The 23,009-nt window shown below is 59.3% G+C and carries 22 protein-coding genes and 1 pseudogene; 9 read left to right on the forward strand and 14 right to left on the reverse strand.

All coding sequences use genetic code 11. The features are described from left to right. Positions 1-3: 3 nt before the first annotated feature. The 4 genes from tauA to ACA073_RS01260 all read right to left on the reverse strand — a co-directional run bounded on the left by tauA (position 4) and on the right by ACA073_RS01260 (position 5,814). Positions 4-981 carry a taurine ABC transporter substrate-binding protein gene (gene tauA, locus ACA073_RS01245; protein ID WP_497401032.1) on the reverse strand — a complete coding sequence of 326 codons (978 nt, stop codon included), beginning with the start codon at positions 979-981 and terminating at the stop codon, positions 4-6. 249 nt (positions 982-1,230) lie between these two features. Next, positions 1,231-2,814 (reverse strand): glutamate--cysteine ligase, encoded by a 1,584-nt coding sequence (gene gshA, locus ACA073_RS01250; protein WP_497401034.1) that lies wholly within the window; start codon positions 2,812-2,814, stop codon positions 1,231-1,233. 292 nt (positions 2,815-3,106) lie between these two features. Continuing rightward, positions 3,107-3,490, reverse strand: a complete 384-nt coding sequence (locus ACA073_RS01255) for a PaaI family thioesterase (RefSeq protein ID WP_008019061.1) — start codon at positions 3,488-3,490, stop codon at positions 3,107-3,109. Then, positions 3,490-5,814 carry a Tex family protein gene (locus ACA073_RS01260; protein WP_497401036.1) on the reverse strand — a complete coding sequence of 775 codons (2,325 nt, stop codon included), beginning with the start codon at positions 5,812-5,814 and terminating at the stop codon, positions 3,490-3,492. The genes ACA073_RS01255 and ACA073_RS01260 overlap by 1 nt, the downstream gene beginning before the upstream one ends. Positions 5,815-6,174: 360 nt before the next feature. Here ACA073_RS01260 and ompR point away from each other — a divergent pair, with 360 nt between their 5' ends. Continuing rightward, entirely contained in the window at positions 6,175-6,915 is a 741-nt protein-coding gene (gene ompR / locus ACA073_RS01265) for an osmolarity response regulator transcription factor OmpR (protein WP_008032260.1), read from the forward strand. A 103-nt stretch (positions 6,916-7,018) separates the two neighbouring features. After that, complete coding sequence (locus ACA073_RS01270) at positions 7,019-8,332, forward strand: ATP-binding protein (RefSeq protein WP_497401038.1); 1,314 nt, start codon at positions 7,019-7,021, stop codon at positions 8,330-8,332. Between the two features lie 156 nt (positions 8,333-8,488). Here ACA073_RS01270 and rimK read toward each other — a convergent pair whose 3' ends face one another. From rimK to rimA, 3 genes are read right to left on the reverse strand one after another with little or no spacing between them, the layout of a single operon-like run. Further along, the gene (gene rimK / locus ACA073_RS01275) at positions 8,489-9,394 is read right to left on the reverse strand and encodes a 30S ribosomal protein S6--L-glutamate ligase (RefSeq protein WP_007949201.1); all 906 of its coding nucleotides are present in this window, start codon (positions 9,392-9,394) and stop codon (positions 8,489-8,491) included. Beyond that, the gene (gene rimB, locus ACA073_RS01280; protein ID WP_497401040.1) at positions 9,391-9,870 is read right to left on the reverse strand and encodes a retropepsin-like aspartic endopeptidase RimB; all 480 of its coding nucleotides are present in this window, start codon (positions 9,868-9,870) and stop codon (positions 9,391-9,393) included. The genes rimK and rimB overlap by 4 nt, the downstream gene beginning before the upstream one ends. 16 nt (positions 9,871-9,886) lie before the next feature. Further along, the gene (rimA, locus tag ACA073_RS01285) at positions 9,887-10,666 is read right to left on the reverse strand and encodes a S6 modification regulatory phosphodiesterase RimA (RefSeq protein WP_497401042.1); all 780 of its coding nucleotides are present in this window, start codon (positions 10,664-10,666) and stop codon (positions 9,887-9,889) included. Positions 10,667-10,782: 116 nt separating this feature from the next. Between rimA and ACA073_RS01290 the strand changes: the two genes are divergently transcribed. Beyond that, a complete protein-coding gene (locus ACA073_RS01290) occupies positions 10,783-11,190 on the forward strand; it encodes an RNA-binding S4 domain-containing protein (protein ID WP_497401044.1) in 408 nt (135 codons plus the stop codon). 140 nt (positions 11,191-11,330) lie between these two features. Here ACA073_RS01290 and ACA073_RS01295 read toward each other — a convergent pair. Beyond that, positions 11,331-11,526: pseudogene (locus tag ACA073_RS01295) on the reverse strand (phosphatase PAP2 family protein); the annotation flags it as partial. Between the two features lie 147 nt (positions 11,527-11,673). Here ACA073_RS01295 and hslO point away from each other — a divergent pair. After that, a complete protein-coding gene (gene hslO / locus ACA073_RS01300) occupies positions 11,674-12,576 on the forward strand; it encodes an Hsp33 family molecular chaperone HslO (RefSeq protein WP_497401046.1) in 903 nt (300 codons plus the stop codon). A gap of 182 nt (positions 12,577-12,758) precedes the next feature. Beyond that, entirely contained in the window at positions 12,759-14,300 is a 1,542-nt protein-coding gene (locus ACA073_RS01305) for a phosphoenolpyruvate carboxykinase (protein ID WP_497401048.1), read from the forward strand. A 128-nt stretch (positions 14,301-14,428) separates the two neighbouring features. Here the strand turns inward: ACA073_RS01305 and ACA073_RS01310 are convergent, their stop codons facing one another. The 4 genes from ACA073_RS01310 to ACA073_RS01325 all read right to left on the reverse strand — a co-directional run bounded on the left by ACA073_RS01310 (position 14,429) and on the right by ACA073_RS01325 (position 16,180). Further along, positions 14,429-14,794, reverse strand: a complete 366-nt coding sequence (locus ACA073_RS01310; RefSeq protein ID WP_497403947.1) for a DUF1493 family protein — start codon at positions 14,792-14,794, stop codon at positions 14,429-14,431. A gap of 247 nt (positions 14,795-15,041) precedes the next feature. Then, positions 15,042-15,338, reverse strand: a complete 297-nt coding sequence (locus ACA073_RS01315; RefSeq protein ID WP_497401050.1) for a hypothetical protein — start codon at positions 15,336-15,338, stop codon at positions 15,042-15,044. Between the two features lie 334 nt (positions 15,339-15,672). Continuing rightward, positions 15,673-15,873: a type II toxin-antitoxin system RelB family antitoxin gene (gene relB, locus ACA073_RS01320; RefSeq protein ID WP_497403949.1), complete on the reverse strand. Its 201-nt coding sequence runs from the start codon at positions 15,871-15,873 to the stop codon at positions 15,673-15,675. Between the two features lie 31 nt (positions 15,874-15,904). After that, complete coding sequence (locus ACA073_RS01325; RefSeq protein ID WP_497401052.1) at positions 15,905-16,180, reverse strand: hypothetical protein; 276 nt, start codon at positions 16,178-16,180, stop codon at positions 15,905-15,907. A 298-nt stretch (positions 16,181-16,478) separates the two neighbouring features. Here ACA073_RS01325 and ACA073_RS01330 point away from each other — a divergent pair, with 298 nt between their 5' ends. Beyond that, entirely contained in the window at positions 16,479-16,982 is a 504-nt protein-coding gene (locus ACA073_RS01330) for a polysaccharide deacetylase (RefSeq protein WP_497401054.1), read from the forward strand. A 46-nt stretch (positions 16,983-17,028) separates the two neighbouring features. On the opposite strand, the gene ACA073_RS01335 is transcribed toward ACA073_RS01330, so the two are convergent. Next, positions 17,029-18,093: a S8 family peptidase gene (locus ACA073_RS01335; RefSeq protein WP_497401056.1), complete on the reverse strand. Its 1,065-nt coding sequence runs from the start codon at positions 18,091-18,093 to the stop codon at positions 17,029-17,031. A gap of 269 nt (positions 18,094-18,362) precedes the next feature. Between ACA073_RS01335 and ACA073_RS01340 the strand changes: the two genes are divergently transcribed. The 3 genes from ACA073_RS01340 (at position 18,363) to ACA073_RS01350 (ending at position 22,341) form a co-directional block, all read left to right on the forward strand. Next, entirely contained in the window at positions 18,363-20,297 is a 1,935-nt protein-coding gene (locus tag ACA073_RS01340; RefSeq protein ID WP_497401058.1) for a RecQ family ATP-dependent DNA helicase, read from the forward strand. Between the two features lie 229 nt (positions 20,298-20,526). Next, the gene (locus ACA073_RS01345) at positions 20,527-21,753 is read left to right on the forward strand and encodes a 3-hydroxyacyl-CoA dehydrogenase (protein WP_497401060.1); all 1,227 of its coding nucleotides are present in this window, start codon (positions 20,527-20,529) and stop codon (positions 21,751-21,753) included. 156 nt (positions 21,754-21,909) lie between these two features. Continuing rightward, entirely contained in the window at positions 21,910-22,341 is a 432-nt protein-coding gene (locus tag ACA073_RS01350; protein ID WP_497401061.1) for an acyl-CoA thioesterase, read from the forward strand. Positions 22,342-22,410: 69 nt separating this feature from the next. Here the strand turns inward: ACA073_RS01350 and ACA073_RS01355 are convergent, their stop codons facing one another. Beyond that, positions 22,411-22,890 carry a glycine zipper domain-containing protein gene (locus tag ACA073_RS01355; RefSeq protein ID WP_497401063.1) on the reverse strand — a complete coding sequence of 160 codons (480 nt, stop codon included), beginning with the start codon at positions 22,888-22,890 and terminating at the stop codon, positions 22,411-22,413. Positions 22,891-23,009 lie beyond the last annotated feature (119 nt).

Below are 23,009 nucleotides of genomic sequence, written 5' to 3' on the forward strand. Positions count from 1 at the left end.
CGATCAGTTGGTGATGAACTTGGCGCTGACGTACGGCGCGTAGTCCGGCAGCACGGCCTCGACCTTGCCTTGTTCCTTGAGGAACACAGCGGTGTCGGTGATGGCTTTGGTGGTCGGCGCGCCGAGGGTGATGACCTGATCAGCCGCCAGCGGGTAGACGTTGCCTTGCAGCAGCAGCGGAATGTCGCTGGCCTTGGCACCCGACAGTTTTACAAGCTTGTCGACGTTGGATTGATTGGCGAGCCAGGCTTTCGGGTCTTTGCGGTAATCGGCGTAGGCGTCGAGGGTGACTTTGGCGAACGCGGTGACGATTTCCGGGTGCTTCTCGGCGAAGTCTTTGCGCACGATCCACGCATCAAAGGTCGGCGCGCCGAACTTGGCCAGTTCGCCGGAGGTGATTAGCACTTTGCCGTTTTCCTTGGCCACACCAAGCGCCGGATCCCAGACGTAAGTGGCGTCGATGTCACCGCGTTTCCATGCGGCGATGATTGCCGGTGGCGCGAGGTTGAGGACGGTGACTTTCGACGGGTCGATTTTCCAGTGCTTCAGCGCAGCCAGCAGGCTGTAGTGACCGGTGGAAACGAACGGCACGGCAATTTTCTTGCCGATCAGGTCTTGTGGGGTCTTGATGCCGGAACCGTCGCGGGCAACCAGGGCTTCAGCGGCGCCGATCTGGGTGGCGATGAGGAAGGTTTCTACCGGGACTTTGCGAGTGATTGCAGCGGTCAGAGGGCTGGAACCGAGGTAGCCGATCTGCACGTCACCGGAAGCGATGGCGGCAATGATGTCGGCCCCGTTGTCGAATTTGCGCCAGTCGATCCTGGCGTTGGTGGCTTTTTCGTACGCGCCGTCGGCCTGGGCGACTTTGGCGGGGTCGACGGTGGTCTGGTAGGCGACGGTTACGTCAGCCGCCTGGGCAAACACACTCGCCGCAGCCAAGGACGCGGCCGCCAGCAAGCGAAGAGGGAAAGTCATTTTCATTTGGGAAGCTCCTTGTCAGGCGGACCGAGAGTCGGCGTGAAAGGAGACTAAATGATATAAGAATCCGAAAATAAATAACTTTTTCGAATGAGCTTATGAGCGGAAAATTCTAAGGGAGAGTAGTTGTAAATCGCTATCCCTGTGGGAGCGGGCTTGCTCGCGAAGGCGGCGTGCCAGTCGACAACAATGGTGACTGGTACGCCGCCTTCGCGAGCAAGCCCGCTCCCACAGGGGACCTGCGTTTGCAGGTTAGTTGCTGATCGCCAGAATGCTCGCCTGATACGACCCGACAAACACATCGAAATCGCCGACTTCGTTCTGTTCCAGCTCCACTTGCTCCGCCAGCGACGAACGCGCCCGCTCTTCAAATGTTGCCTGGTCTTCGCGACTCAATGGCTCGCTGCGGAAAAATTCCGCGTGGGCCTGGCTCTGACGCAGGGAGAATTGAGCAAAGCTTTCCTTGCGCTCGGCCATCGCTGCCAACACCTGAGCTGATGGCGTCAGGGACGAGTCCTTGACCTTGGCCAATTGCGCATCCAGCGCCTTGCTGTGGGCATCGCCACCATGGCTTTGATCCAGCAGCGCTGCCAACGGAGCAATTTTTTCCAGCAATTCACCGGCCCATTCCTTCAGCCCGACCGGTTGACCTTCGCGTTGCAGTTGCAGCCCCGGACGACGACCTTCCTTGACCACACTGAGGAAGTTCGAGGTCGCGTTGCCGCACGAAGTATTGGTCAGCAGCGGACTGTCGTTCAGCGCGCAGTACAGCAGGAACGCATCGAGGAAGCGCGACTCGGCGAGGTCGATGCCCATCGGCAGGAACGGGTTGATGTCCAGGCAGCGCACTTCGACGTACTGAATGCCGCGGGCCACCAGCGCCTGGATCGGCCGTTCGCCGGTGTAGGTCACGCGCTTCGGCCGAATGTTGGAGTAGTACTCGTTTTCGATCTGCAGGATGTTGGTGTTGAGCTGTACCCACTCACCGTCCTGATGCGTACCGATTTCAACGTACGGCGCATACGGCGTGGCGACTGCCTTGCGCAGGCTGTCGGTGTAGCTCGCCAAGTCGTTGTAGCACGGTGTCAGACCGGCCTGGGCGTTGCTCTGGTAACCCAGATCGCTCATGCGCAGGCTGGTGGCGTACGGCAGGTAAAGAGTGTCCGGATCGAGTTGTTCCAACTGGTGCGAACGACCGCGCAGGAAACCGGCATCCAGCGCCGGCGAGGCACCGAACAGGTACATCAGCAGCCAGCTGTAGCGGCGGAAGTTACGGATCAGCGCGATGTAGGCCGACGACTGATAGTCGCGGTCAGTACCGACAAAACCTTCCGCTTCCTTGAGCAGCGGCCAGAGCTTCTCCGGCAAGGAAAAGTTGTAGTGAATCCCGGCGATGCACTGCATGGTCTTGCCGTAGCGCAGGGCAAGGCCCTTGCGATAAACGTACTTGAGCTTGCCGATGTTGGACGTGCCGTAATAGGCGATCGGGATATCTTCCTCGGCCGGCAACGGGCACGGCATCGACGGACTCCACAGGTACTCGCTGCCGAGCTTGCTGTAGGCAAAACGGTGAATCTTGTCCAGGCTCGCCAGGGTGTCGGCCGGGTCGGGCAGGGCGGGTGTGATGAACTCCAGCAGCGACTCGGAATAGTCGGTGGTGATTTGTTCGTTGGTCAGCGCGGAACCCAATTCTTCCGGGTGCGGCGTTTGCGCCAGGCGACCTTCGCCGGTCACGCGCAGGCATTCACGTTCGATGCCGTGAAGGCACTGTTCGAGCAGAGAGAGGTTAGCGCGCTCGCCGAGCAGAGCCAGGCGGCGGTTGAGAAGTTCGCTCAAGTTGGATTCCTTCACGCGTCAGTCGCCCCAATATGGGGGTGGGCAGGACGGTCTACAAGGGTGAAGTTGAAACTGGCGTTTTCGCCTGGTTGGGAACCCCTCAGTGCTGTTGTCAGCCGGCCAAGGTTTGATCGCCGCAATCCCCTGTGGGAGCGGGCTTGCTCGCGAAGGCGGTATGTCAGGCAACATCAAAGTCGCCTGATACACCGCTTTCGCGAGCAAGCCCGCTCCCACAGGGAACTTTGACGCTGTGGTCTCAGCGCCGAAATTAACTCAAATGGGTGACATCTAGCTACAGGACAGCGAACGTGCCTTGTGCTTTTGCGACGAGTTTGTCGCCCTGCATCACGTCGGCTTCGACCACCAGCGTGCGGCGGCCCGGGTGGATCACCCGGGCCGTGCACATCACCTCACCGTCAGAAACGGCGCGGATGTAGTTGATCTTGCATTCGATGGTCGCGCTCTGCTGGTCAAAGCCGTGGGTGCTGGAACAGGCCAGCCCCATGGCAATGTCCACCAGACTGAACAAGGCCCCGCCGTGCAGCTTGCCGCCGCGATTGCGCAACTCGGGTTCCAGCGCCAGGGCGACTTGCGCCACCCCGGTTTCCAGGCTGTGCAACCGGCAGCCCAGCAGCTTGAAAAACGCGCTTTCGGTCAGCCCGGCAGGGATCTCCATCAGCGTTTCTTCAACTGCTTGGCGTTGGCGAACAACGAAGCCATGGCGTTGTTGGCCGGGGCCGCTGCCGTGGTTTCCTTGCGTGGTGCAGTGTTCTGGGACTGGCGTGGGGCCGATCCCGGACGCGCGCCACGGGCACCGTCGATTTTCTCGCCCGGCGTGTCACTCATGCGCATCGACAGACCCACGCGTTTGCGCGGGATGTCCACTTCCATGACCTTCACTTTCACCACGTCACCGGCCTTCACCGCTTCACGCGGATCCTTGATGAACTTCTCCGAAAGCGCGGAGATGTGCACCAAACCGTCCTGATGCACGCCGATGTCGACGAACGCGCCGAAGTTGGTCACGTTGGTCACGACGCCTTCGAGGATCATCCCCAGCTGCAGGTCCTTGAGGTCTTCGACGCCTTCCTGGAACTCGGCGGTCTTGAACTCTGGACGCGGGTCGCGACCGGGTTTTTCCAGTTCTTGCAGAATGTCGGTGACCGTCGGCAGACCGAAAGTTTCGTCGGTGTACTTCTTCGGATCGAGACGCTTGAGGAAGGTGGCATCGCCGATCAGCGAACGGATGTCGCGGTCGGTTTCAGCGGCGATGCGCTGCACCAGTGGATAGGCTTCCGGGTGAACCGCAGACGAGTCCAGTGGGTTGTCGCCGTTCATCACGCGCAGGAAACCAGCCGCCTGCTCAAAGGTTTTTTCGCCCAGACGCGCAACTTTCTTCAACGCCGCGCGGGTTTTGAACGCGCCGTGCTCGTCACGATGGCTGACGATGTTCTGCGCCAGAGTCGCGTTGAGGCCGGAGATTCGGGCCAGCAGCGCTACGGACGCGGTGTTCACGTCCACGCCCACGGCGTTTACGCAGTCCTCGACCACCGCATCCAGGCCGCGCGCCAGTTTCAGCTGCGACACGTCGTGCTGGTACTGGCCGACGCCGATGGATTTCGGATCGATCTTCACCAGCTCGGCCAGTGGATCCTGCAAACGACGGGCAATCGACACCGCGCCACGGATCGACACGTCGAGGTCAGGGAATTCCTTGGAGGCCAGTTCCGACGCCGAGTAAACCGATGCGCCGGCCTCGGAGACCATGACTTTGGTCATCTTCATGGCTGGGTATTTTTTGATCAGCTCAGCGGCGAGCTTATCGGTTTCGCGGCTCGCGGTGCCGTTGCCGATGGCGATCAAGTCCACCGAATGCTTGGCGCACAGGGCAGCAAGAATCGCGAGGGTCTGATCCCACTTGTTGTGTGGCACGTGCGGGTAAACCGTGGCGTGATCCAGCAGCTTGCCGGTGGCATCGACCACGGCGACCTTGCAACCGGTGCGCAGGCCTGGGTCGAGGCCCAACGTGGCGCGCGGGCCGGCCGGGGCCGACAGCAGCAGGTCGTGCAGGTTATGCGCGAACACATTGATCGCTTCGGTTTCCGCGCCATCGCGCAGCTCGCCCAACAGGTCGGTTTCCAGGTGGGTGTAGAGCTTGACCTTCCAGGTCCAGCGCACCACTTCGCCCAGCCATTTGTCGGCGGCACGGTTCTGGTTCTGGATGCCGAACTGCTGACCGATCATGCCTTCGCACGGGTGCATGGTGCCCGGCAGTTCGTCGCCGACTTTCAGTGCGGAGCTGAGAATGCCTTCGTTGCGGCCACGGAAAATCGCCAGCGCGCGGTGCGACGGCATGCTTTTCAGTGGTTCGTCGTGTTCGAAATAGTCGCGGAACTTGGCGCCTTCCTCTTCCTTGCCGGCAATCACGCGGGCACTGAGGGTGGCTTCCTGCTTCAAGTAGCTGCGCAGTTTATCCAGCAGGCCGGCGTCTTCGGCGAAGCGTTCCATGAGGATGTACTTGGCGCCTTCGAGGGCCGCCTTCACATCGGCCACGCCTTTTTCGGCGTCGACGAAGCGCGCAGCTTCGGTGTCTGGCGTCAGGCTCGGGTCGTTGAACAGACCGTCGGCCAGTTCGCCGAGGCCGGCTTCCAGGGCGATCTGGCCCTTGGTGCGGCGCTTCTGCTTGTACGGCAGGTACAAGTCTTCGAGGCGGGTCTTGGTGTCGGCGAGCTTGATGTCGCGTTCCAGTTGCGGGGTCAGCTTGCCTTGCTCCTGAATGCTGGCGAGGATGCTGATGCGCCGTTCGTCGAGTTCTCGCAGGTAGCGCAGACGCTCTTCCAGATGACGCAATTGAATGTCATCGAGGCTGCCGGTCACTTCTTTCCGGTAACGGGCGATGAAGGGAACGGTAGAGCCTTCATCGAGTAGCGCGACGGCCGCTTCGACCTGTTGTGGGCGTACGCCGAGTTCCTCGGCGATGCGGCTGTTGATGCTGTCCATAAAACCACCTGACAAATTGTGAAAGCAGGCTCGCAGGCGCAGAGATAAAGGCTCGGCGAGTCTGGTTGAGCGGCCTGGCCTGCGCCGCTACCTGGGTCAACAGGCTTCCCGTTGACCCGTGAAATCGAACAATGACTGCCGGCACCCTGAAAATAAAAAGTGGCCACTGCAGTAATAATCAGACGTTGCCTGACACAAAAGGCCGCGCATTATAACCAGCGTTCTGTCATTCGGGGGCATCACAGGCTGTAGGCACAATGCCCGGATTTCTGGCGGTGAAGGAAAAATCTGCTAACAATGCACACGGTGCGTATAACGGCAGCTACGCCATAATGCGCGCCGAGATCAAAGGAGCATCCAATGAGCAGCACTGCAAACATTGCTGAAGGCGAAAAAATTCTTATCGTTGACGACGATCCGGGGCTCAGCAGCCTGTTGGAACGCTTTTTCGTCAGCAAGGGCTACCGCGCCCGCGCCGTACCGAACACGGAACAAATGGATCGCCTGCTGGCGCGTGAAGTGTTCAACCTGGTCGTCCTCGACCTGATGCTGCCCGGCGAAGACGGTCTGACCGCCTGCCGCCGTCTGCGCGGCGCGAACAATCAGATTCCGATCATCATGCTCACTGCCAAGGGTGATGAGCTGAGCCGCATCAAGGGCCTTGAACTGGGCGCCGACGATTATCTGGCCAAGCCGTTCAACCCGGACGAGCTGATGGCTCGCGTCAAAGCCGTCCTGCGTCGTCAGTCTGCTCCTGTGCCGGGCGCGCCGGGCAGCGAAGACGAAAGCGTGACGTTCGGCGACTACGAACTGTCGCTGGCGACTCGCGAACTGAAACGTGGTGACGAAGTGCACATGCTCACCACCGGTGAGTTCGCGGTGCTCAAGGCGTTGGTCATGAACGCGCGTCAGCCACTGACCCGCGACAAACTGATGAACCTGGCCCGTGGCCGCGAGTGGGATGCCCTGGAGCGTTCCATCGACGTGCAGATCTCCCGTCTGCGCCGGATGATCGAGCCCGATCCATCCAAGCCGCGCTACATCCAGACCGTCTGGGGCGTGGGTTACGTGTTCGTTCCGGATGGCGCCGCCACCAAGTGATCGGCGATTTGTAGGAGCGGGTCGTGCGGATGTTGTTGTCCGCAGACTCGCGATCCGCAATATGCGAGCATCGCTCGCTCCTGCAAGTATGTAGCGGTTATTCATGAAAACCCCCATGTGGTTCCCCCAGAGTTTCTTCTCCCGCACCCTGTGGCTGGTGCTGATCGTCGTCCTGTTCTCCAAGGCGCTGACCCTGGTTTATCTGCTGATGAACGAAGACGTGCTGGTGGACCGCCAATACAGCCACGGCGTCGCCCTGACGCTGCGCGCCTACTGGGCGGCGGATGAAAACAACCGCGACAAGATTGCCGAAGCCGCGACCCTGATCCGGGTGGTGGGCACGGGTGTGCCGCAAGGCGAGCAACACTGGCCTTACAGCGAGATCTATCAGCGGCAGATGCAGGCAGAGCTTGGCGCCGACACCGAGGTGCGATTGCGCATGCATTCGCCGCCGGCCCTGTGGGTTCGGGCGCCCAGTCTGGGCGATGGCTGGATGAAGGTGCCGCTGTACCCGCATCCTCTGCGCGGTCAGAAAATCTGGAATGTGCTTGGCTGGTTCCTCGCCATCGGCCTGTTGTCCACTGCCTCGGCGTGGATCTTCGTCAGCCAGCTCAATCAACCTTTGAAACGCTTGGTCTATGCGGCAAGGCAACTTGGCCAGGGCCGCAGCGTGCGCCTGCCAATCAGCGACACACCGAGTGAGATGACCGAGGTGTACCGCGCGTTCAACCAGATGGCTGAAGACGTCGAACAGGCTGGCCGTGAGCGTGAGCTGATGCTGGCCGGGGTGTCCCATGACTTGCGCACGCCACTGACCCGATTGCGTCTGTCACTGGAGCTGATGGGCGAACACAGCGACCTGACGGACGACATGGTGCGTGACATCGAAGACATGGACGCGATTCTCGACCAGTTCCTCGCGTTCATTCGCGATGGACGGGACGAGTCGGTGGAAGAGGTGGACTTGACCGACCTGGTGCGTGAAGTCGCCGCGCCGTATAACCAGAATGAAGAAAAAGTGCGTCTGCGCTTGCAGCCGATTCAGCCGTTTCCGTTGCGTCGCGTGTCGATGAAACGGTTGCTGAACAACCTGATTGGCAACGCTTTGCATCACGCTGGAAGTGGCGTCGAAGTGGCGGCGTATGTGTCCGGGGACGTGAACGCGCCGTACGTGGTGCTGAGCGTCATGGACCGTGGGGCGGGGATTGATCCGTCAGAGCTGGAAGCGATCTTCAATCCGTTTACCCGGGGGGATCGTGCTCGGGGCGGGAAGGGCACCGGATTGGGCTTGGCGATTGTGAAGCGGATCGCTTCGATGCATGGTGGGAATGTGGAGTTGCGCAACCGGTCGGGTGGTGGGCTTGAAGCTCGGGTGCGGTTGCCGCTTGGGTTGATGTTGCCTCGAGACGCGGTTTAAAGGCTGGTATCTCCAGTGGGGCCAATGTCCCCTTCGCGAGCAAGCCCGCTCCCACAGTAGATCGTGTCGAATACAGATTTTGTGTTCTCAGCAGATCAAATGTGGGAGCGGGCTTGCTCGCGAAGGCGGCCTTGCGACCGCCATAAATTTCTGGGATCAACCTTTGCCCTTGGTCCGCGTCATATTCGGCCCACCATTCTTCTCAAGATGCTCGATGATGATCCCCGCCACATTCTTCCCGGTGGTGGTCTCGATCCCTTCCAGCCCCGGCGAAGAATTCACCTCCATCACCAATGGCCCGTGATTGGAGCGCAAGATATCTACACCGGCCACCGCCAAACCCATCACCTTCGCCGCGCGCAACGCGGTCATGCGTTCCTCTGGCGTGATCTTGATCAAGCTGGCGCTGCCACCGCGATGCAGGTTGGAGCGGAACTCCCCAGGCTTGGCTTGACGCTTCATCGCCGCAATCACCTTGTCGCCGACCACGAAGCAGCGAATGTCCGCCCCGCCGGCTTCCTTGATGTATTCCTGAACCATGATGTTCTGCTTGAGGCCCATGAACGCCTCGATCACCGACTCCGCCGCCGTCGCGGTTTCACACAGCACCACGCCGATACCCTGGGTGCCTTCCAGCACCTTGATCACCAGCGGTGCGCCGTTCACCATGTCGATCAGGTCGGGAATGTCATCCGGGGAATGCGCAAATCCGGTGACCGGCAAGCCGATTCCACGGCGTGACAGCAATTGCAGCGAACGCAGTTTGTCCCTCGACCGGGCAATGGCCACCGATTCGTTGAGCGGAAACACCCCCATCATTTCGAACTGACGCAACACCGCGCAGCCATAGAACGTTACCGACGCGCCGATCCGCGGGATCACCGCGTCGAAACCTTCCAGCGGCTTGCCGCGGTAGTGGATCTGCGGCTTGTGGCTGGCAATGTTCATATAGGCGCGCAGGGTGTCGATCACCACCATTTCATGGCCACGCTCGGTACCGGCTTCGACCAGACGACGAGTGGAATACAGACGCGGGTTCCGCGACAGCACAGCGATCTTCATGCAACACCTGTGGAAGAGGTAGATACCGGGAACACCGGCTTGTCTTGTACATATTTGATGCCCGGATTAACCACCAGTTGGCCGTCGATCAGGGCTTTGGAGCCGAGTAGCAGGCGATAACGCATGGACTTGCGGCAGGCGAGGGTGAACTCGACCCGCCAGACCCGATCACCGAGGGCCAGGGTGGTGCTGACCACGTATCGCTTCTGCGCATGACCGTTGGAGCTTTTAATGGTTTTCATCGTCACCAGCGGCGCTTCACAGCGGCGGTGACGCAGTTGCACCACCGTGCCCAGGTGCGCGGTGAAGCGCACCCAGCTCTCGCCCTCGCGATCGAACGGCTCGATGTCGGTGGCGTGCAGGCTGGAGGTACTGGCGCCGGTGTCGATTTTTGCCCGCAGGCCCGCGACTCCCAAATCCGGGAGCGCCACCCACTCGCGCAGACCGATAACGGTCAAATGGTCAAATGTCTTCAATAGGAAAAACCGGCGATTATCGCGTCCAGGCTTCAGGTGATACCTGAGCCAACGCTTTGAATGCAGGTCTGGCGAACCAGTAACCCTGCATCAGAAAAATTCCACAGTCCGCCAGGAAATCCCGTTCTCCGGCGCTTTCGATGCCTTCGGCGATGACTGTAACGTCCAACTCTGCACAGATTGTGACAATCCCTCGAACGATAGCCTGACGAACACGATCGCGGTCGACATCGCGGATCAGTGCCATGTCGAGTTTGATCAGGTCCGGTTGGAAATCAGCCAGCAGATTGAGCCCCGAGTAGCCCGCGCCGAAATCGTCGATGGCGGTCTTGAAGCCGAATTCGCGGTATTCACGCAGAATATTAGTCAAATGGCGATAGTTATCTACGTGCTCGCTTTCCAAGGTTTCGAAAATCAGCCGGTTGATGGGGAAGTTGTGTGTTTTCGCGGCCTCCAGAGTGGTGCGGATACACAGCTCGGGGCGATAAACGGCGTTGGGCATGAAGTTGATCGACAAGTGTGTCTGCATATTTATGCTCGCCGCTCCTTCAATGGCTCGTGTCCGGCAGAGCTGGTCGAAGCGATAGCGATTCGCCTCTGTAATCTGATCAAGCACAGACAGTGCACCTTCCCCGCCAACGCCGCGTACCAACGCTTCATGGGCGAAAATCGATTGATCCCGCAAGTCGACGATCGGTTGGTAGGCAAAGGCAAAATCGAAGCCCAGCGGCTCGCTTTGCTGACAGCCCTGGCAACCGCCCTGGGGCGAGGTCAATGAAGACGGAAATATAGTCACTCGATCACTCCATGCCGGGGAACCGGCCAAGTCGACAGTCTATCTGGAGGGCCGGGTTCTTGCGCCCGACAGAAACGGTAGTACAGTTCCGACTATTGGCGGAAAGAGGAATTCAAGTGGCACAAAAACAGGAAGAGGACGACAAAGTCCGTCTCGATAAGTGGTTGTGGGCTGCGCGTTTTTATAAAACACGTGCCTTGGCCAAGGCCGCGATTGAAAGCGGCAAGGTGCATTGCCGTGGCGAACGTTGCAAGCCGGGCAAGGAACCGAGGATCGGTGACGAGTTTCAGATTCGTACCGGGTTCGAGGAGCGCACGGTGGTGGTCCAGGCGTTGTCGATCGTTCGCCGTGGCGCGCCGGAGGCTCAGACGCTGTACGCCGAAACCGAAGCCAGCATCGCCAAGCGCGAAGCCGCGGCAGCCATGCGCAAGGCCGGCTCGTTGGGCGTGAGCACCGATGGCAAACCGAGCAAGAAACAGCGGCGGGATCTGTTTAAGTTTCGTGGGAGCAGTAACGACGAGTGAGGCTGTTGCTTCTCTGTCGTCTGGGCTGACGCCTTCGCGGGCAAGCCTCGCTCCTACAGTTGACCACGAATCTCTGTAGGAGCGAGGCTTGCCCGCGAACGAGTGCGCAGCACTCGCCAGCCATCCCCGGTTCCCCAGTAAAGCAGGATCACCCCGACCACCGCATAAGGCTCGCAGACTTGCAATTGCCCGGATGTGCAGCCATATCGGGTGAGTCGCCAGCGGCGAATTGAGTGGGTAAAACAACCACTCGTCGAAAACCACACACAGCATCTGACCCATAGGCCATAACCAGAAGGCCATCAGTGCCAGAGGCACAACATTGCAGTACGCCAACCGGCGGGCGTTCTACCTTGCTTGGAACAAACCCGGATTGTTCATAAAATGCCACCCTTGGCTGAACATCGCGCACCAAAGCGGTGCTGTAGAGGCGCAATTTCACTTTTTGTAATTATCTTGTCATTACTTCAGATACCCAGACCTATGACCGATCTACCGGATACTGACTACACCCAACGCTTCATCTTCGATGACAGCGACACCCGCGGCGAGCTGGTGTCGTTGGAGCGCAGCTACGCCGAAGTCCTCGCCAAACACGCTTACCCGGAGCCGGTAAAACAACTGCTCGGCGAACTGATGGCCGCGGCGTCGTTGCTGGTCGGCACCTTGAAGTTCGATGGTCTGCTGATTCTCCAGGCCCGTTCCGATGGCCCGGTGCCGTTGCTGATGATCGAGTGCTCCAGCGAGCGCGAAATCCGAGGTCTGGCCCGTTACGAGGCCGACCAGATCGCCCCCGACGCAACCCTCGCCGACCTGATGCCCAATGGCGTATTGGCGCTGACCGTCGACCCGACCCAAGGCCAGCGCTATCAGGGCATCGTCGACCTGGATGGCGAAACCCTGTCGGAGTGCTTCACTAATTACTTCGTCATGTCCCAGCAGGTGGGCACGCGTTTCTGGTTGTACGCCGATGGCCGTCGCGCCCGTGGCCTGTTGCTGCAGCAGTTGCCCGCCGACCGTCTGAAAGACGAAGAAGAACGCGCCGCCAGTTGGCAGCACGTCACTGCACTGGCCAGCACCCTGACCGCCGATGAATTGCTCGGCCTGGACAACGAAACCGTGCTCCATCGTCTCTACCACGAAGAGCAGGTCCGGCTGTTTGATGCGCAGAGATTGCGTTTCCGTTGCAGCTGCTCGCGCGAACGTTCTGCCAATGCACTGGTCAGTTTGGGTCAGGAAGATGCCCAGGCACTGGTCATCGAACATGGTGGCAACATCGAAATCGATTGCCAGTTCTGCAACCAGCGTTACCTGTTCGATGCCGCTGATATCAGTCAATTGTTTGCTGGCGCGGGTGTCGAGACGCCGTCAGATACCCGTCACTAAAACGGTTCAGCGCAGGTAATTTCACTGGATAGTGCCGGAATAACGCCGTTACGACGGGAGGGCCCTACTTTTTTTGGGCTTTTCTGGCATAATCCGGCCCACTTTTTGTCGCTGTAGTAGTGCACAACTTTCTACTACAAACCGTTTGGAGCACACTCGGCCACTGGCCGACGGGGAATCTCATGACGCAAGCCAATAACGCCGTGTACACCGATCTGAGTGTTGATGATCTGGTTAAAGAAGCCCTGAATCGCGGTGAAGGCGAGCTTGCCGATACCGGCGCACTGGTTGTTCGCACCGGTCACCGTACCGGCCGCTCGCCAGTCGATCGTTTCATCGTTGAAGAGCCGACCACCCAGGCCGCTATCGCCTGGGGCCCGATCAACCGCAAGTTCCCGGCCGACAAGTTCGATGCCCTGTGGGCTCGCGTCGAGGCGTTCAACAATGCGCAAGAGCATTTCGTTTCCCACGTGCATGTAGGCGCGGCCGAAGATCACTACCTCGCCGTGAAGATGACCACCCAGACTGCCTGGCAGAACCTGTTCGGTCGTTGCCTGTTCATCAATCCGGAAAAGTACAACCCGGCTGGCCGTGATGAGTGGCAAGTGCTCAACGTTGCCAACTTCGAATGCGATCCAGAGCGTGACGGCACCAACTCCGACGGTTGCGTGATCCTCAACTTCGCACAGAAGAAAGTGCTGATTGCCGGCATGCGTTACGCCGGTGAAATGAAGAAAGCCATGTTCTCGGTGCAGAACTTCCTGCTGCCAGCTGCCGACGTACTGCCAATGCACTGCGCCGCCAACATCGGCGAAGAGGGCGACGTGACCCTGTTCTTCGGCCTGTCCGGCACTGGTAAAACCACCCTGTCCGCCGACGAAAGCCGTTACCTGATCGGTGACGACGAACACGGCTGGGGCGAAGGCGTTGTCTTCAACATCGAAGGCGGTTGCTACGCCAAGTGCATCGACCTGTCCGAGAAGAACGAGCCGGTCATCTGGAAAGCCATCAAGCACGGCGCAGTCCTGGAAAACGTCGTGATCGACGACGCCAAGCACGCCGACTACGCCGATGTCAGCCTGACCCAGAACAGCCGCGCCGCCTACCCGCTGGAGCACGTTGCCAAGCGTTCCGAGAAAAACCTCGGTGGCGAGCCAAACGCTGTGATCTTCCTGACCTGCGACCTGACCGGCGTTCTGCCGCCCGTCTCGATCCTCAGCGAAGAACAAGCGGCCTACCACTTCCTGTCCGGCTACACCGCACTGGTGGGCTCGACTGAAATGGGTTCAGGCAGCGGCATCAAGTCGACCTTCTCCACCTGCTTCGGCGCACCGTTCTTCCCGCGTCCGGCCGGTGAATACGCAGAGCTGCTGATCAAACGCATCCGCGGCTTCGGCTCCAAGGTCTACCTGGTCAACACCGGCTGGACCGGCGGCGGCTACGGCGTCGGCAAACGCTTCAACATCCCGACCACTCGCGGCGTTATCGCAGCGATCCAGAGCGGCGCATTGATCGGTGCTGAAACCGAACACCTCGACACCATCAACCTCGACGTGCCACTGGCCGTACCGGGCGTTGAGACTGGCCTGTTGAACCCACGTAATACCTGGGCTGACAAGGCTGCTTATGATGAAGCGGCTAAAGCGCTGGCCGGGTTGTTTGTTGAGAACTTCAAGAAGTTTGAAGTGAGCGACGCGATCAAGGCGGCTGGGCCGAAGTTGTAAGATTGGTTTGATGTAATGAGAAAGCCGCCCTTTGAGGGCGGCTTTTTTGTGTCTGCGATTCAGGTCATCAGCGACACAACTGCCATTATTCCAACTGAACAGGCATCAAACGGCCAGAATAATTGCACTTACGCGTTCACCTGGTCTCCTTCCAGTTCCTGTGTATCCCACCGTTGCACCCTGATCGCTTGGTAAAGCATTCCGATAGTCAGCGGAACCTTATCGCCGCGACCCTTGGCTTGGCGCTTCAGGAACACATCGAACCCTTCTGGCTGAAAGTAGCGATAGGCATCGTAATCCGCGAAATCGACCCCGAACTGTTCTTCCAGCGCTTCCATCAGATGCCGGGCGTCAGCGCCGTCGCAACCCAGGTCGAAGTTGATCGAGGTGGTGAGGCTGATGGTTTTGCGTTCGGGCAGGCCGAGTTCTTCGTGCAGCAGCTGCATGAGCAGGTGCATGGCGTGGTCGTCGGGGAAGTTGGGGGCGAGGTTCATGGTGCATTGCCCCTTATTGGCCTGAGTCATACCGATATCCTTGCGATTTTCTTTGGCTTGCAACGCATCAACGTGGGGTTCGCGGGAGGGTTGACGCTCACCCCGTAAGATCTCGTCCATTTGTTGCACGCTTTCCATTAGCTCGTCAAAAAACTTGCTCATGGTTATCTCCGGTGTTCGATTACGGCTTTCAATCTGTTTGACCGTTCTCACGCAGAACGTGAGAACGCTCTGTTTACTCGGGGCATTAGGTCGGGGCTTTCCAGCTCAGCATGCGTTGTTGGGCGACTGTGAGCAGGTCGCAGCCGTCTTGGGCCAACAGGTAGAGCGCGTGGGTGATGTGCGGGATGTCTTCGAGGTCGCCTTGCTCGAAGCATTGACAGTGCAGGGTTCGGAGCAGTTCGCTGGAGGCTCGGACACGCTGGAGGGCGGCTTCGAGGAGGTCTTGTGGGTTGGCTTCTGTGTCGATGATCAGGGCCGGGGTATCGGTTAGGTTGGTTTTGAGTGGGCGGTAGCGATCGGGGAACGGGTTCAATTTATTCATTTGGTTGTTCTCTTTTATGTATCTGGAGAACCGCCACCATCGTGACCAAACGATGGGTGGCGGACTGTGTTCAGGTTGGTCAACCAGGGAGAGAGAACCCGGGTACGCAGAAGCGTCCCAAACACAGCCGCCATAAAGCGTGCCGACACAAAAGAAGTCGGCAGCATACAAGGGCATGCGTAAGTTTTCTCTCAAATTCAGGTGACCAAACCCGAGTCGCTGATTTGGCAGCGACAGTCCGACTATAGATACGAGCCGCCAGTTGGCGATAGGCGACAAGGTGTCTTCTGTTGTAGGACCGGGATGAAGCTTTGATAGGGCGTTGCCTACGGACTTATCGCTTGCGCAATTTTTCGCGTTTGGCAGCCATCAGTTGCCTGGCTTCTTCGTCGGGAATGCTTGGGCGTGGGTCGTCGAGACTGGCTTGTACCTGTGCTCTGAACCATGCGTCGTAGGCTGCTTCTTCTGCAGATGGTTGAGTTTCGGGGATTTTGGTTTTCATCAGGTTCACCGCGTTATCGTTCTTCGCGAGCAGGCTCGCTCCCACAGGGGATTGTGGTGGGGCATTAACCAGCTGTGATTTTCGGGAGGCGTTGGCGGGCGATTTCGAGGAGTTCGTTGCCGTCCTGGGTCAGCAAATACAAAGCGCTGACGAGGTTGGGAATGTCGCTCGCGTCCGCCTGTTTGAAGCACAGGCAGTAAAGCGTTTCGAGCAGGTCGCTGGCGGCGCGGATGCGTTGGCGGGCGGCGTCGAGGATTTCGTGGGGGTCGGCCTCGGTGTCGATGACCAAAACAGGAGTGTCGCTGTAGCTGCTTTTGAGTGGGCGATAGCGGTCATGCATCTGGGTCCGTCCTGTAGGAAGTCTGGCAGGCCGACACACTGTTTCAGCCGCGGCGGAAACTATGACGGGGGCGGCGCGCTGCGGCAATACGGCCACAACCGACAGGTTTCGTAGGGGGTTTTACTGGTTTTTGTGGAATGGCCCTACGTGTTTAACGAGGTTTTTCACAGCTAAACCCCTGTAGATGAAATTTCCTACGTGGTTGTCAGGCGCGACGCCGTAAACCTCTGTATGGTGCGCGCCAGAATCTGTAGGGCATTTCGAAAATGCCTGGTTAAGCACTTAAAGGGAATTAGGTATGCAGTGGCTACGTATGGCCTCGGTTTTGTTGTTATGGGCGGGGGCTTGTCGTTTGACCGGCGCGGCTGACGCGGGTAATTCGATGGTGCTCGCCAACATGGACCGCACTGGCTGGCCGGACGCGCTCACCACTCAGGCGAACAGGGACACCGCCTCTCGCGCCGAGGTGTTGATGTTCGGCAAGGCGCTGCTGGCCAGCGAAGCGTTGGACGAACAGGGTCTGAAACAGCGCTTGGGCGTGCAGGCGGTGAAGCTCAAGTCTGTACGCCAGGTGCGTGATGGCTTGTGGGATCGACTGCTGACCACCTACCGCAACGCCAGTCAAAACTGCGACGGCGAACCTTTCTGCCCGCGGGTGCGAAGCGTCGCTGACTTGCGACAGTTGGCGGCGGCGTTCACCGGCGAAATCAGCCCCGCCCACGCGGCGTGGGCAAGCAAGAGCCAGGTGTTTCATGAGCAGGCATTGAATGAGCAGCTTCGGGTGGCGGTGTTGGTGCCATAGCGCAGTTCAGGGTAAAACCCGATAACCCGGACTCATCAATCCCGGCTCAGTCGATCGTGGATTCCGGAGCCTGGCGCGAGGCAGCCTCAAGATCCATCAATCCTCGACCGTATGCCTCGCTGTTGGCGTAGATGCCTGTCCGGTTCGCCGTTGCCAGCAGGCGTTCGCGGACTTGCTGCGCAGTGAGTTCGGGATAGCGGCTTTGCAAGGCTGCCAGGGCACCGCTGACCATGGCGGCGGCAGGCGAGGTGCCGGCGGTCTGTACGTATTTCCCGTCCTTGCTGGTGGTCAGCAGTCCTTGCCCCGCGCCGGAGTCGCCGCCAGGTACCGCGATGCACCAGGCAGCCGCCACGCCGCAATAGTTGGATTTGGCATTGATGGCGCTGCCGTCGTTTTTTAGTGCAACCACGGCGATCCAGCCCTTTTCCAGTTCGGGTATGGCGATCGGCAAGCCGGGTTCGGCCAACGGTTCCCGTTTCAGTTCGTTACCCGTCGGGAACACAAAAACTGCGCCGTTCTGGACCAGTTTCCGGGCGGTAACCAACGACTCCGGCATGACCTGCTTGTAACGCGCCTCATTGATCTCTGTCGCCGGAATGGCATTGGCCCACGAGTTGTTGAAGATGCGCGCCCCTTTGTCGAAGCCGGCCTGCCAGGATTGTGCAATCTCGCTGTCGAAGAAAAACGGCTCGTTGTCGTCGCCGAAACGGAAGGGGATCAGCTGTGCGTTGAATGCAACGCCGTGCATGCCCTGGTCATCCTTGTTGGCGGCGAGAATGCCGGCCATCTGGGTACCGTGGCCGACCCGATCGAAGGTGCCGGTACGGTTCTCGACATAGTCAAAACCCGGATCACGGCTTCTTCCCTGGAACTCCGGCAAATCGCTGTTCAGGCCTGAATCGACCAGCGCTACGGCCACGCCCTGGCCGGTGCCGCCGCGGGCATAAAGGGTGGATGCGTTAATGACCGCCAGGCCCTGTTGGCTCTGATATTCCGGTGTCTCGAAAGGGGTCGGATCGATGGACGGTTGCGTGGGGTTTGTCAGGCAGCCGCTTAATGAAAAGGGCAATGCAATCAAGGTTGCGAGTGAAAAAATGGGTCGTTGAAGCATGGTCGTTCCTTCATGAGTATCCGCGCACATCAGGCGTCCTGCCGTGATGAACCGTTCACGGATAGTGGTTTTTTTGAAGGTGCACCTTACCGCTGGAATGGGAGCGGGCGTCAGGGGGCAAAGTGCCCCGTTTGTTTCAACCTGTGGCGAAGGCTTGGCCTGATGGACGCTGTATCATCCCGTATCGTTTTTGCCCCCGACCTTTTCTCGACTCGCTGCGATCACCGGCTAGGCTTTGGGCTTCGCAGCGGTCAACGGAGTGACAGCTTATGCACAACACCCTGGAACAGGTTTTCGGTTATCCACAGTTTCGGCCCGGCCAGGAGGCGGTGGTCAGTGCTGTGCTGGCCGGGCGCTCGGCGGCGGCGATTTTTCCTACAGGCTCGGGCAAGTCCCTGTGTTACCAGTTGTCGGCGATGTTGCTGCCGCACCTGACGCTGGTGGTCTCGCCGCTGCTGGCGTTGATGCAGGATCAGTTGGCGTTTCTGCAACGCCACGGCATTTCGGCAGGCAGTATCGATTCGGCTCAAAGCCGCGATGACGCCAGTGATGTGATGGCCCGCGCCAAGTCCGGCGAATTGAAGATCCTGATGATTTCCGTGGAGCGTCTGAAGAACGAGCGTTTCCGCAATTTTTTGCAGCAAGTGCCGATCTCGCTACTGGTGGTGGACGAGGCGCATTGCATCTCGGAGTGGGGCCACAACTTCCGCCCGGACTACCTCAAGCTCCCGGACTATCAGCGTCAGTTCAACATCCCTCAGGCGTTGCTGCTGACCGCCACCGCGACCCCGAAAGTGATCGCGGATATGGAGGCGAAATTCGCCATTGCCCCTGAAGACGTGGTGACCACCGGTTTCTATCGGCCGAACCTCAACTTGCTGGTGGAGCCGGTGCGCGGTCAGGACAAACGCCGACGCCTTGTCGAATGGATGCGCGAACGTCCCGACCAGCCGAGCATCGTCTACGTCACCCTGCAGAAAACCGCCGAGCACATCGCCGAACACTTGGCGCGCAACGGTATCCAGGCCGAGGCTTATCACGCCGGTTTGCCCCATGAACAACGGGAAGCAACTCAAAAGCGCTTTATGGGCGGGCAGTCTAATTGCATCGTCGCGACCATCGCGTTTGGCATGGGCATCGACAAGAGTGACATCCGCAACGTGGTGCATTTCGACCTGCCCAAATCCATCGAAAACTACAGTCAGGAAATAGGCCGCGCCGGGCGTGACGGACAGCGATCGGACTGCCTGGTATTGGCTAACCGCGACAGCCTCAACGTTCTGGAAAACTTCGTTTATGGCGACACGCCGGAACTGGACGGTATCCGCTGTGTGCTCGACGAATCGCAAGCCGCCGCGCCCGAAGGGCAGTGGGAGTTTCTGCTAGGGCCATTGGCCGATCAGAGCAACATTCGCCTGTTACCGCTCAAGACGTTGTTGGTGCAGTTGGAACTGCGCGGAGTCATCGCGCCGCGTTACGCCTATTACGCCGAATACCGCTTCAAGTATTTGCTGGAGCCGGAAGACTTGCTGGCCCGCTTCGAGGGTGAGCGCAGGGACTTCGTGGCGGCAATCATCCAGACTTCCGCTCGCGCGCGGACCTGGGCCACGGTTAATTTCGATGTGTTGTACGAGCAGCATGGAGCCGAGCGCGATCGGGTGGTCAAGGCACTGGATTATTTCCAGGAGAAGGGTTGGGTCGAGCTCGAAAGCAAGCAGATGACCGAGGTCTACAGCCTGTTGCAGACGGACTTCGACAGTCAGGCCTTGAGTGCCGAACTGCACGCTTGTTTCACCCAACACGAACGCACCGAGATCGCGCGGATCCACGCCATGCTGGATCTGTTCGCAACTGACCAGTGCCTGGGTTATCGCCTGGCCGAGTACTTCGGCGACGAAAACGCGCCGCAGCAGTGCGGGCATTGTTCGGTGTGTCACGGGCACGTGGCGCGGCTGCCCGCACCACCAGAGTTGCCGGCGCTTGTGGATAAAAATTTCGAGGCGCTGTGCGGTGATTTTATCCACAGGCATGAACAGCACGTCGGCAGTGTTCCCTCAGCCGAGCGCGTGACGCGGTTTTTGTGCGGGATCAGCGTGCCGCTGTTTACCAAGCTCAAGGCACGGTCGATTCCGGGTTTTGCGGCGCTGGAGGAGTATCCGTATGGCGAAGTGCGGAGTTGGGCCGAGGCGCATTTACCCAAATGAACCGTGACCAATGTGGGAGCGGGCTTGCTCGCGAAATCGGTGTGTCAGCCGACATTAATTTTGAATGACACACCGCTTTCGCGAGCAAGCCCGCTCCCACAGGGATTGCCAGTGTTTTCGGAAATGCATCCATCCGCTGAATGTCGCTCATCACGGGAATAAATTTCAAAAAAGCCCGGTGGCTGACTATGGTGAGGACTGTCTTTGGGTCGCCAACAAGAGAACAACCATGAGCCAGACACCGTTCAACATTCAGCGCGCCGCCGTGATCGGTGCAGGCACCATGGGCCGTGGCATTGTCATGTGCCTGGCTAACGCCGGGGTGCCCGTGCAATGGGTCGACAACAATCCGCAGATGCTTGAGCAGGCGCTGGCCACCGTGGCGGAGACCTGCGCACACAACGTGCGTCAGGGCCGGATCGATCAGGCCGAGGCCGATGCCCGTATTGCACGGATCACGGCCGCTGCCGATTACGCAGCGATCCGCGATGTCGATCTGGTGATTGAAGCGGTGTACGAAAACCTTGAGCTCAAGCAGAAAATCTTCCGCGAACTGGATGGTCTGCTCAAACCCGAAGCCATTCTGGCCAGCAACACGTCGGCGCTGGATATCGATGCGATTGGCGCTGCCACTTGCCGTCCGCAACAAGTGCTGGGCCTGCACTTCTTCAGCCCGGCGCACATCATGAAGCTACTGGAAATCGTTCGTGGCGCACAGACTGCGCCTGCGGTGCTGGAGGCCGCGCTGGAACTGGGCAAGCGCATGGGCAAGGTCAGCGTGGTGTCGGGCAATTGCGAGGGTTTCATCGGCAACCGCATGCTCAATACCTACGTACTCGAAGCGCGCAAGATGTTACTTGAGGGCGCATATCCCTACCAGGTGGATGCGGCGCTGCAGGGCTTCGGTTTCGCCATGGGGCCGTTTCGCATGTTTGATGTGGTCGGCATCGACCTGCAATGGCGCGCCCGGGAATTGGCGGGCGTTGGACAGGATGCGCCGCAGGTCCAGGTGGACAACCGTCTTTGCGAACTGGGACGTTTCGGGCAGAAGAGTGGTAACGGTTATTACCACTACGAGGCGGGCAGTCGCCAGGCTGAACACGATGTGGAGGTGGATGCGCTGGTGCTGGAAGTCAGCGAACGATTGGGCTTCCAGCGTCGCGAGATCGGGCCGGAGGAAATACTGGAGCGCTGTCTGTTGGCGCTGGTCAACGAGGGCGCGAAGATCCTTCAGGAAGGGATTGCGGCATCGGCGCACGACATCGATCTGGTTTACCTCAACGGCTATGGTTTTCCGGCGATCAAAGGCGGGCCAATGGCCTGGGCGGATCAGCAAGGGTTGGCGGATATTCATCAGCGGTTGTTGCAGCTGGAAACCAAACAGGGGGATCACTGGCAGCCGGCGCGGTTGATTGGGGAGTTGGGGGTGGTGGGCAGGGGATTTGCTGACAGGTGATTATGTAGCGCCTGTGAGGACCTCTTCGCGAGCAAGCCCGCTCCCACAGTTGATCTTCAATGAACACGGGCTCCCTTGTGGGAGCGGGCTTGCTCGCGAAGAACGATAACGCGGTTTTCGCCTTAGACTGGCCATCCAACCAAGGAATCGACATTGATGTCCACCCCGATGCCCCAACGCACCGACTACCCGCACTTCCAGCCCATCACCACCCGCTGGCACGACAACGATGCCTATGGTCACGTCAACAACGTCACCTACTACAGCTTCTTCGACACCGCAGTGAACACCTATCTGATCGAAGTCGGCGGCCTGGATATTCATGACGGTGAAGTCGTGGGTTTTGTCGTGAGTTCGGCTTGTGATTACTTTGCCTCCATCGCTTTCCCCGACCGGATCGAGATCGGTTTGCGGGTGGGCAAGTTGGGCAACAGTTCGGTGCAATACGAACTGGCGGTGTTCAAGTCCGGTGAAGACGAAGCCTGTGCGGCGGGGCGTTTCGTGCATGTTTTTGTGGATCGGAGGTCGAATCAGCCGGTGGCGATTCCTGCCGGGTTACGCGGGGCGCTGGAGCGATTGGTGGTTTGACGGGCAAAAAAAATCGCAGCCGTTGGGCTGCGATCTTTTGATCTACCGGTAAACGAGGCGACTCAGGCCTCAGTCGTGGTAGCGATGTTTGTGCTTGTGCTTGCGATGGCCGTAATGGTGGCCACGATCATGGTGCCCATCACGGTAGTAGCGGCGATCGCCACGGCTACGACGATCATCTTCCTCGTCGCTCTTGTTACCCATGTAGTTACCCAGCGCGCCACCGGCGCCGCCGCCTGCTGCGGAGCCGATCAGGCTGCCGGTGGTGCCGCCCATGCTGCGGCCGACCACGTTACCGCCCGCTGCGCCCAACGCACCGCCAATGGCCGCTTCGCCACGGCTGCGTTTGTCTGCGCCGACTGCGCTACCACCCGCGCCGCCCAGGGCTGCGCCAATGGTTGAACCTGTGTTGCCGCCTAGCGATTGACCGACGACCGAGCCCAAAACCCCGCCCAATGCGCCGCCCACACCTGCTTCGGTGGTGCCTCCGGCAGAAGCGAAGCCACTGACCAGGCCAAGGGACAACAAGAGAATCGAGGAGAACTTCATAGAGGAACCTCAAGGGGATGACGGCGCGATCCTGAGGCTGAGTCATGGTGCTTACAATCGAAATCCGACGAATGACCCGACTTCAAAAGATATACCTAAGTTGCTGTTTTTCGGGTGGA

The sequence above is a fragment of the Pseudomonas sp. LBUM1670 genome (assembly GCF_059695695.1).

Coding starts and splice junctions, on each gene's coding strand:
- tauA (WP_497401032.1), bottom strand. CDS start 981: ATGAAAATGACTTTCCCTCTTCGCTTGCTGGCGGCCGCGTCCTTGGCT.
- ACA073_RS01255 (WP_008019061.1), bottom strand. CDS start 3,490: ATGGAGATCCCTGCCGGGCTGACCGAAAGCGCGTTTTTCAAGCTGCTG.
- ACA073_RS01260 (WP_497401036.1), bottom strand. CDS start 5,814: ATGGACAGCATCAACAGCCGCATCGCCGAGGAACTCGGCGTACGCCCA.
- ompR (WP_008032260.1), top strand. CDS start 6,175: ATGAGCAGCACTGCAAACATTGCTGAAGGCGAAAAAATTCTTATCGTT.
- ACA073_RS01270 (WP_497401038.1), top strand. CDS start 7,019: ATGAAAACCCCCATGTGGTTCCCCCAGAGTTTCTTCTCCCGCACCCTG.
- rimK (WP_007949201.1), bottom strand. CDS start 9,394: ATGAAGATCGCTGTGCTGTCGCGGAACCCGCGTCTGTATTCCACTCGT.
- hslO (WP_497401046.1), top strand. CDS start 11,674: ATGACCGATCTACCGGATACTGACTACACCCAACGCTTCATCTTCGAT.
- ACA073_RS01305 (WP_497401048.1), top strand. CDS start 12,759: ATGACGCAAGCCAATAACGCCGTGTACACCGATCTGAGTGTTGATGAT.
- ACA073_RS01310 (WP_497403947.1), bottom strand. CDS start 14,794: ATGAACCTCGCCCCCAACTTCCCCGACGACCACGCCATGCACCTGCTC.
- ACA073_RS01315 (WP_497401050.1), bottom strand. CDS start 15,338: ATGAATAAATTGAACCCGTTCCCCGATCGCTACCGCCCACTCAAAACC.
- ACA073_RS01325 (WP_497401052.1), bottom strand. CDS start 16,180: ATGCATGACCGCTATCGCCCACTCAAAAGCAGCTACAGCGACACTCCT.
- ACA073_RS01330 (WP_497401054.1), top strand. CDS start 16,479: ATGCAGTGGCTACGTATGGCCTCGGTTTTGTTGTTATGGGCGGGGGCT.
- ACA073_RS01335 (WP_497401056.1), bottom strand. CDS start 18,093: ATGCTTCAACGACCCATTTTTTCACTCGCAACCTTGATTGCATTGCCC.
- ACA073_RS01340 (WP_497401058.1), top strand. CDS start 18,363: ATGCACAACACCCTGGAACAGGTTTTCGGTTATCCACAGTTTCGGCCC.
- ACA073_RS01345 (WP_497401060.1), top strand. CDS start 20,527: ATGAGCCAGACACCGTTCAACATTCAGCGCGCCGCCGTGATCGGTGCA.
- ACA073_RS01350 (WP_497401061.1), top strand. CDS start 21,910: ATGTCCACCCCGATGCCCCAACGCACCGACTACCCGCACTTCCAGCCC.
- ACA073_RS01355 (WP_497401063.1), bottom strand. CDS start 22,890: ATGAAGTTCTCCTCGATTCTCTTGTTGTCCCTTGGCCTGGTCAGTGGC.